Raw genomic sequence first — 8,017 nt, 5'->3', positions numbered from 1 at the left:
AATACTCGGTTGGCGGACAGCTTGAGACGGCCAGGGCAGTACCAGCAGTACTTGGTCGTCGGACAGCTTGAGACGACCACAGCAACACCAGCAGTACCCGGGCCGTCAAGCAGTAGGAGACGGATACAGCAGTACAAGTAACACCTGGTCGTCGGACAGCTTGAGACGGCCAGAACAGTATCAGCAGTATCAGCAGTACCTGGTTGTCGGACAGCTTGAGACGGCCAGAACAGTATCAGCAGTATCAGCAGTACCTGGTTGTCGGACAGCTTGAGACGGCCAGAGCAACACCTGTAACACGGGGCGGGCAAGTTGAGAGCATCCTTATGCATTCCTTGCCCGCCCCGGGACCGTTAAGAGCTGCTGTTGACACATTTAGAGCCTGCCGGCAAGCCGGTTTTAGAGACACTCCCCCTTGCCTGAACGAACCACGAACCGAGGCGCCATCCAACCAGCCGACGAGCTGGACGGAGGCTTAGTCCTCGAATCGCAGGGGGGCTTCGGGGCTTCCGCTCAGGTGGGCGATGATGTCGGCGGCGACGGTGTGCAGCTTTTGGTTCCTGTGGCTGGATGCTTGGCCCAGCATTTTGAAGGCTTCCTCGGGCGAGCAGCGGTTCTGGGCCATGATCACCCCGCGGGCAAGGTCAATGAGGGTTCTGCTGGCCATCGCAGTTTTGAGGTCCGCGTTGAGCTGGTCCGCGGTTTCGATCCGGATGGCCAGGCGGAGGGTACTGCCAGCCACCTCAGCAAAAGCGGCAGCCTCGGTGATCACGTTCTCTGTGAATAGCCCGGTTGCCGGGGCGAAGAAGTCAAGGACCGCCTCGGATGTTTCGCCCAGGTCCATCGGAACACCCAGTGCGCTGCGGACCCCCTCCGCCGCCAGGACACGGCTGTAATCCGGCCAGCAGGTGTCTGTCGCGACATCGGCCAGAAGCACGGGGCGTCCAAGGTTGATGGCATCCACGCATGGGCCCTGCTCGAGGCTTTGTTCGATCCGGTCAAGCCGCTCTGCCTTCTCGCTGCTGCCGGCAATGGTCGCCGTGCGTTTGCGTCGGCGTAACGTCAGTGCGCAATCAATGGTCGCCCCCGCGGCCTGGCTCATCGCCGCCGAGGCGAAGCCGGTCACGCCCTGAAGGATCCCCTTGATGTCGGCAGTTCCCGTCACCAGCTCGTGCAGGCTCAGGATGTGCTCGGCTTCTTTGGTGGGTTCCATAAGCCCCATCGTAGGGAGACATTCTCCCCACGTCACTTAATTGCTCACGCGAGTGGCGCCGTTCGACGTTCAAGGAGCACAACCGAAGACCATAGCCCGTTGTTTTCGGCAGCAATCAGAAGCTAGATTATTAGTAAGGAGCCTGATTATTAGGTTCTGCAGGAGGCACCGACGGCACTGGGATAGCAGTCATGAACGACCCACGGCACACAGCGCGCAACCTCATAGAACAGCAGGCCGTCAGCCTTGACCGCCTGTGGGTCTGGTACTGGGCAGAGGGCGGAAACGCCCCGACCTTCGAATTCGACGCTTTCCTGCACGAAGCGCTGCTCCTGCACCCCTTCGATCTCAAAATCCTTACCTGGGCTTTGGAAGACCTGGACGCCTCCGCCCGGTGACACGGCATCGATAACATCCCACTTCCTTGAATACGGGACATTCCCCGATTGGATGCTTGTGGGACACCGTCTACTGCCCGTCTCTTCGGGCACGGGGTTGTCGGGTCCCTGGTGTTGGTTCGTCACTTTCCCCCCAGCGAGATCCGTCGCTGATGTCCGCATACGTGAGATCCCACAGCTGGGTGCGTTGACGCACGGGCCACCGCAAGCGCGCGTATCATAAGGCCCTGAGCGGCGAGGGTTCGGGAGGAGAACAGCCATGGCAACCGATTATGACGACCTGCGTCCGGAGGTCAAGGAAGCACAGGAGCAGTCACTGGAAGCGCTGCAGACTGCCAACGCTCCTACCGCCAAAAGCGCAGTAGTGGAGCTGGAAGAAAGCGATGAACCAGACACAGCGCCGGCCGGAGAAATCATCACCGAAGAACTGATTGTCGAGGTCGTACCCCCGCGGCAGGATGAATTCACCTGCTCTTCCTGCTTCCTTGTCCATCATCACTCACAGATCGCACGGGAGCATGACGGAATGCTCTACTGCACCGAATGCGAAGCGTGACTCCCGAGCTAGCTCTGAATAATTTCCTATGCAATTGCGCAGGGGCGGACGGCACTTCTGGGTCGCACCGCCCGGACCCTTGCGGCGGACCCGAGGGCAGCCCCGGCCAAAGTGGGGGAACATCGGCCGTTGCGAGGATCCGCTGCGTTCAGTAAAGACGAGCAGGAACGCTTGCGCACGAGTAACCAGTACTCATTTTTTGCCACCTCCCGGAAGCTCACTACTTGCCCCCTGGTTATTCCTCGCGAACACTCATAGCGGCTGCTGGGCCTCTGACCTGAGGCTATTTCGGCCCGCAGGAATACCAGCCGGACCGCCCGTTTACCCCGAGAAACCGCCGGACGTTCGGCATAGGGTGGCTGCTTTTTTGTGTGAGGCATGTCACGTGGAGCCACGTAATGCCTCATGTCGAGATGCTCGCGGAAGTGTCGTGCGTGCCCATGTATTTCTGCTCGCGTGGCTCCGGGGCCAGTGTTTACGCTGCGGCGTAGGGGGGCCTACTCTGCTGTCGAGCTGTGCGTAGGGGCGGAGCCGTTTCTCGGCCCCGGGCGTGGGGTGCCGGCCCTCCTGATGTACTCCTCGACGGCGTTTTCAGGAACACGGTATGAGTTACCGAAGCGCGCGGAGGCCAACGCGTGGGTCCGAACCAGTCGATAGACGGTCATCTTGGACACTCGCAGTACCGCGGCAACCTCGGCGATGGTCAGGTAGTGGCTAGGCACATCTGCAATGGACATCTCGATCAGGCTCCGATGGATTCGACTCAGGCGGCTGGGATTGAACGGTTTGCTAGTCGGACCGCCTGAGTTGCCGGTAGTCGTAGAAGCACATCTGGTCTCCGATCTGGAGCCCCACAAACGTGCCCTTCTTGACGGCCACCCTGCCTTCCCTTCGGCCGTTGAAGGGGTCATCGCCGATGACTATTTCACCAAGCCGGTAAGGAACAGCTGCTGTCCGTGCACGCGCCATGGCGCGGCGGACGAGCGCTGACAACCTTCCTACTCGGGTGCCGGACGCCGGCGAGCCTCCGTGAATTTCCCCCATTGGATTTCTCCTTCACAGTGCTTCAACGTTGATGCCCTGGTGTGCGGGCCGCCCCGGGTGCTGCAAGACAGGCCGCCACCTCGGAGCAACATCATTAACGAAGCCTAGGTGCAAGTCACAGACGTAACAATGGGTAACAGTTGCCTCAGTAGTCACTTTTTGATAAAGAACTGGCGTGGAATCTATCGAAGGTATCCGCCCGTTCGTTTCTTGAAATATGGGCCAGCCTTTAGGGACACCCCCCACGCCGTGTACCCCTTCCCTGGAACTGGGACAGCCGTTAGGGGGACGCTCCCCCTATCCGGATCCGGCAGTTGGCTGACAAAATCTCACGCCTGAAACGAACCACACACCGAGGCGCCATCCACGGCATGCCACGACGGCACCGACCGCGCTATTGTTATCCGCCTGGGGTGTACTGAGCTGCTGGGCAAATGGGATCATCGAGTATGAGCCAGAGCATCCCGAAGTCTCCCGGGCCGTCAGCTTCAAACCATCGGACTTCCCAGAACGGCACCCCCGCCATAACCCGGCACAATCCAGTCACTCAACAAATGCTAACGGTGGGAAAGCGCCGTGAAACAGCCGAGGCCAAACTCGAGCAGCGGCTGCGTGAGGACCCCGCAACCAAACTTAAGTCCTAGCCCTCTATTGGGTTGGCCCCCGCCGCAGCTGGTCATCGACGTGGGTCAGCGTAAGAGCCGGCCGTCCTTTGGGTATCGCGGCCGCCGCGGGGCGGCTGACCCTTACAGGGGCCGCACGTTTTCGGCTTGTGGCCCTTTCTGGCCTTCTGTGACGGCGAACTGCACTCTCTGGTTTTGTTCAAGGGTCCAGTAGTCTCCGCTGAGAACGGCGGTGTAATGGACAAAAACTTCGATGGACCCCTCATCGGGGGCGATGAAGCCGAAGCCTTTCTCGGAGTTGAAACATCTGACCGTCCCTGTGGCCATGCTGATCCCTTCGACCTGGCGGAGATGCGCTTCGTTGCGTGTCCCGGCTCCGCGAGGTAGACCCCAAGTTACGGTGCGGGCACCCAGGGTGCAACGGTTCAGGACGTCCTTCCCGTTCGTGACCGACCGACACTGTCCATGGGGCTTGCCGCCTCACGTCGTGGTCAGGGCTCCCACGAGTGCCTGCAGTTCGTCGAGAAGCACGTTATCTAAACGAAGCCGGGCGAGGACCACTTGCTCCGCTTCAACAACCCGTTCAAGCATTTGCGTGCCGTGACCGGTCATGGAGACGAGCTGCACCCGGCCCTCACGCTGCAAGTCAACGCAGTTCTGGGCTTCGAGCCTGGCCAGAGTCTCTCCCAGGGATTGGGCCCTCACTCCGATGGCCTCGGCAAGTGCGGTCTGGGTGACGGGTCCGGTGAGGGCGAGAATCTGCAAAGCAACGGCCCCCGCATAGGTAAGCCCGATCGGCTGAAGGCTTTCATTCAAGGCGCGGTCAACCAATCGTGCCGCGGTGGTCAGCAGGTGCGATGCAGGCCAACGCTCAATCTCGGGCATGCCCCATCATAGACTCGCCGCGTGTTCCACTTCCTTGGAACCGGGACGCTTCCTAAGTCTGGACGCTAAGAGCTTTTTGGTGCCCGGCTCATGGAATAGACCGTGGGTCCATCCACGATCACGGTCGTGTCTGTGACAAGGAAACCAAGGCGTCCGTAAAGCCGCACATTACGCTCGTCCGAGGTTTCAAGCACCACGGCGCCTGCCTCTCGATCTATACGCGTAAGTCCCGCCGAGGCCACGGCCGTACCTAGCCCTCTGCCTTGATGAGCTGGGTCTACTCCCACGGTGGCCAAGTTCCACGCCGGCACTCTTGGCTGAGGCAATCTCAAGTCAGCCAACGCGGTCACGCGGGAACCCAACAGTTCCACAACTTCGTTCTGCATATCGGGTCCAGGTTCGGGTGCATCGGGCGGAAGGAATGCAGCGACGGAGCGCAGTTGTTCATCGGCCAGGACCAATCCATGGGCAAGCGCATGTCCGAGGTAGAGGTACTGCAACCGTTCGAGTCTCTGCTCATAATCATCTTCGGGGATCGACCATCTCGTCCAGGGATAAATCTTAAAGGCAAGGCCAAGTACTCGGGCCGCAGCCCCGAGGTCTGCGGCGGTTGCTTGGCGAACCATATCTGTCATGAGAAGTGCTCCTACGGAAGAAGGACCGCGGAACCCGCAGCCCGTCAAGCCTTCCACGCATGCTCGAATAAAGTCCATCTGGCAAAGTACCTGAGATACAAGCAGCGAAGAGCAGCCTAAACCTCTGGCGAGCTCCCGCTGAAGCCCCACCAACGATGGAATCGAATCAGTTGCGCTTGCTTGGAATCAGGACACCCTTGGTGGGGCACTTTCATCCGATCAAGGCGGGCCTTGTTTGGGAAGCTGGGGCGCCGCCTTCCGGGAAAACTCTCCAACTAGTCCGTGAGGATGAGAGCATCTAGTTCCGCGGACCGATGACCTGACTGCCATGACCCCATAGGTTCAAGAGAATGAAGACTTTGATTGCCCGCGAGCAGCGGTTCCCCTTGGCAGTGTTCATTTTACTTGGCGCGGTGCTCCTCACGGTCCCGTTCCCGGGGAGTCTCAGTGTTGTTTTGACCCGCTTCCTATCATCACCTGCAAGCATCCCTGGCGTTGAGCTTCTCTCGGAGGGGATACTCCTTATGCTGGCTGCTGCAACGGTCACAGCCATAACCTTCACTTGGCGGTCCCATCCGAGTCGGCGGTTGACTGTGGGCACCGGTGCAGTCGGCGTGGTCCTTGCCTACTTGCTCTCCGAGAATATGAAGCTACTCATCGCTCAACCGCGGCCATGCCAGCTCTGGTCCCTTCCGGGAGAGTGCCCGCCTTACGGGGATTGGTCCCTCCCTTCAAACCACGCCGCTCTTGCTTTCGGCGCCGTATGGATCATCGCGCTTGCGACCCGCGGCGCTGGGATTACCTGGCTTGCGCTCAGCGCTGCTGCACTTGTGGCTCTAGGACGCATCATGCAGGGCGCCCACTACGCCCATGACGTCGCCCTGGGAGCAATCTTGGGATTAGCGATTCCCGCAGTTCTCTCATTCCTGGTCCAGACGGTGCGGACCAAGCACACACCCGCAACTCGAAATAGTTAACCTGACCCTTTCGCCCGGCCGGTGCCCTCAGTGAGGCCCTGACCGCCTTCGCGTAAAGGCTCAACTTGCCCGGTGACGAGTGTCCTACAGCGCTGAGGCCCTCGTTCCATTTCCTTGGAACTGGAACATGTCTGGTGGGCATGCGCAATAAGCCTCTGGGCTCAGAGATGATTAGGGTCACGACGATGGTGCGAAGCTGCCCGTCTAGGGGCTCTCTGGTTCCGGAAGTTCCCACCTAGGGATGAGCGGCCTTCATTCCAGCGGTTGATGTGGACCTGTACGGGCCGAACCTAGGCTGAAAACTCCACAGCTTTTCTAAGGAGTCCGCCTGTGCCCTGGCTCGATATTGCAGCAGCAGCCCTGATACTGCTCACCCTCATTACGGGAATGGTGACTCGCCGGACCAAAGCTGCCATCGTCATTACCGCCGGCATGGCGACTGCCGCCGTCCTTGTTGTCGCCGTCAGCGTCGAAGGACCACGTCCGCAAGTCCTCGCACTGCTCACCCTCGCTGTCTTGACCGCCGGCGTCGTCGTCTGGCTGAGGTCATCCCGGCGTCCCCGGCTCGCGGCTGCCACCAGCCTCATCCTCATCCTGAGCCTGGTAGGCGTTGCCGGCGCCGCTTGGGTATTGCCACCCATCTCCATTCCCGCCGGAAGCGGCAGCTTCACGGTGGGGATGAACACCAAAGTATGGACCGACCACCACCGTGACGCGCGGGGCGGGACCCAGCCCGGGGAGAGACGTTCACTGCCTGCAACCATCTGGTATCCCGCCGAGGCCAGCGGTGAACGTGCCGCATACCTGCCAGGCCCCGAACGAGCCAAGGAACTATCCAGCGCCCTCGCCAACCTCTACGGCATTCCGGCTTTTACACTGGACTCTCTCTCCCGCGCCCGAAGCAACGCCATGTGGCAAGGCCAACCAGCGCTCGGTTCCTTTCCCGTGGTGGTAGCTTCGCCCGGGCTCAACAGCACCCGATGGTTCTTCACCACGTGGGCCGAGGAACTGGCCAGCAACGGTGTAATTGTCATCGCCCTGGACCACCCCTACGACGCACCCGTTACCGAACTTGCCAATGGCACTTGGGTCCACAGCGAACTGGAAACCACAGGTGATGACGCTCGCGATCAGGACCTCGCAGATCAATGGACAAGCATTCGTGCCTCAGACATGAGTGCCCTCATCACACAGGTGCTTGCCGGTACTTCCGACGTCCCCGGCCTACGGTTCGCTGACACCACCCGATTTATCACTGCCGGGCACTCCCTCGGAGGCGCCGCCGCCCTGGAAGCGGCGCGCCTCGACGCCCGGGTCAAGGCCGCTGTCGACATCGATGGGATGCCCAGAACCCCGGAGGGGGCCGTGACTCCTCCCAAACCAGTTCTTGCCCTCGTGGGCGGCGACGCGGACCCACTCCCCGACTACGACGCCGCACTCGACGCGTTGCTCGCGAACGGCAAAGGCACCCGCGTCACCCTTGAGGGCGTCACACACTTCGGCATGATCGACGTGGGTCTTATGGTCGCCCCTATTCCGGGGATCACGGGCACCCGAGGCTCTGCCGGACCAACCTCCGTGGCTCAGGCGACCCTGCGATTTATCGCCTCGGTGGCTACCGACAGCCCGGTCGATATCAGCTCACTTACCCAACTCTAGGCCTCCCAGCCGGACCATCAATAGCAC

Annotated in this window: 10 protein-coding genes; 4 read left to right on the top strand and 6 right to left on the bottom strand. The window is 60.7% G+C overall.

What is annotated here, in order from left to right; all coding sequences use genetic code 11:
* Positions 1 to 475 precede the first annotated feature (475 nt).
* Positions 476 to 1,213 (bottom strand): GAF and ANTAR domain-containing protein, encoded by a 738-nt coding sequence (locus tag J7I86_RS22470; protein ID WP_214823066.1) that lies wholly within the window; start codon positions 1,211 to 1,213, stop codon positions 476 to 478.
* Positions 1,214 to 1,404: 191 nt separating this feature from the next.
* Between J7I86_RS22470 and J7I86_RS22465 the strand changes: the two genes are divergently transcribed.
* The gene (locus J7I86_RS22465; protein WP_214823065.1) at positions 1,405 to 1,611 is read left to right on the top strand and encodes a hypothetical protein; all 207 of its coding nucleotides are present in this window, start codon (positions 1,405 to 1,407) and stop codon (positions 1,609 to 1,611) included.
* Between the two features lie 259 nt (positions 1,612 to 1,870).
* Positions 1,871 to 2,167, top strand: a complete 297-nt coding sequence (locus tag J7I86_RS22460) for a DUF4193 domain-containing protein (protein ID WP_214823064.1) — start codon at positions 1,871 to 1,873, stop codon at positions 2,165 to 2,167.
* 497 nt (positions 2,168 to 2,664) lie between these two features.
* Here J7I86_RS22460 and J7I86_RS22455 read toward each other — a convergent pair whose 3' ends face one another.
* The 5 genes from J7I86_RS22455 to J7I86_RS22435 all read right to left on the bottom strand — a co-directional run bounded on the left by J7I86_RS22455 (position 2,665) and on the right by J7I86_RS22435 (position 5,354).
* Positions 2,665 to 2,904 carry a helix-turn-helix domain-containing protein gene (locus J7I86_RS22455; RefSeq protein WP_214823063.1) on the bottom strand — a complete coding sequence of 80 codons (240 nt, stop codon included), beginning with the start codon at positions 2,902 to 2,904 and terminating at the stop codon, positions 2,665 to 2,667.
* 52 nt (positions 2,905 to 2,956) lie between these two features.
* Positions 2,957 to 3,211: a hypothetical protein gene (locus tag J7I86_RS22450; RefSeq protein WP_214823062.1), complete on the bottom strand. Its 255-nt coding sequence runs from the start codon at positions 3,209 to 3,211 to the stop codon at positions 2,957 to 2,959.
* Between the two features lie 746 nt (positions 3,212 to 3,957).
* A complete protein-coding gene (locus J7I86_RS22445) occupies positions 3,958 to 4,161 on the bottom strand; it encodes a cold-shock protein (protein WP_214823061.1) in 204 nt (67 codons plus the stop codon).
* 153 nt (positions 4,162 to 4,314) lie between these two features.
* Entirely contained in the window at positions 4,315 to 4,719 is a 405-nt protein-coding gene (locus J7I86_RS22440; protein ID WP_214823060.1) for a MarR family winged helix-turn-helix transcriptional regulator, read from the bottom strand.
* A gap of 65 nt (positions 4,720 to 4,784) precedes the next feature.
* Entirely contained in the window at positions 4,785 to 5,354 is a 570-nt protein-coding gene (locus J7I86_RS22435; RefSeq protein WP_214823059.1) for a GNAT family N-acetyltransferase, read from the bottom strand.
* A 350-nt stretch (positions 5,355 to 5,704) separates the two neighbouring features.
* Between J7I86_RS22435 and J7I86_RS22430 the strand changes: the two genes are divergently transcribed.
* Positions 5,705 to 6,331, top strand: coding sequence for a phosphatase PAP2 family protein (locus J7I86_RS22430; protein WP_214823058.1), 627 nt, complete (start codon positions 5,705 to 5,707; stop codon positions 6,329 to 6,331).
* Positions 6,332 to 6,661: 330 nt separating this feature from the next.
* Positions 6,662 to 7,990, top strand: coding sequence for an alpha/beta fold hydrolase (locus J7I86_RS22425; protein ID WP_214823057.1), 1,329 nt, complete (start codon positions 6,662 to 6,664; stop codon positions 7,988 to 7,990).
* Positions 7,991 to 8,017: the final 27 nt, after the last annotated feature.

This window comes from Arthrobacter sp. ISL-95, assembly GCF_018613695.1.
Classification (GTDB): domain Bacteria; phylum Actinomycetota; class Actinomycetes; order Actinomycetales; family Micrococcaceae; genus Arthrobacter.
This window is presented reverse-complemented; position numbering and strand designations above follow the sequence as displayed.

Bases quoted from the DNA above. Each gene is read 5' to 3' on its own strand.
- J7I86_RS22435 (WP_214823059.1), bottom strand. From the start codon at position 5,354: ATGACAGATATGGTTCGCCAAGCAACCGCCGCAGACCTCGGGGCTGCG.
- J7I86_RS22465 (WP_214823065.1), top strand. From the start codon at position 1,405: ATGAACGACCCACGGCACACAGCGCGCAACCTCATAGAACAGCAGGCC.
- J7I86_RS22440 (WP_214823060.1), bottom strand. From the start codon at position 4,719: ATGCCCGAGATTGAGCGTTGGCCTGCATCGCACCTGCTGACCACCGCG.
- J7I86_RS22455 (WP_214823063.1), bottom strand. From the start codon at position 2,904: ATGTCCATTGCAGATGTGCCTAGCCACTACCTGACCATCGCCGAGGTT.
- J7I86_RS22445 (WP_214823061.1), bottom strand. From the start codon at position 4,161: ATGGCCACAGGGACGGTCAGATGTTTCAACTCCGAGAAAGGCTTCGGC.
- J7I86_RS22470 (WP_214823066.1), bottom strand. From the start codon at position 1,213: ATGGAACCCACCAAAGAAGCCGAGCACATCCTGAGCCTGCACGAGCTG.
- J7I86_RS22460 (WP_214823064.1), top strand. From the start codon at position 1,871: ATGGCAACCGATTATGACGACCTGCGTCCGGAGGTCAAGGAAGCACAG.
- J7I86_RS22430 (WP_214823058.1), top strand. From the start codon at position 5,705: ATGAAGACTTTGATTGCCCGCGAGCAGCGGTTCCCCTTGGCAGTGTTC.
- J7I86_RS22450 (WP_214823062.1), bottom strand. From the start codon at position 3,211: ATGGGGGAAATTCACGGAGGCTCGCCGGCGTCCGGCACCCGAGTAGGA.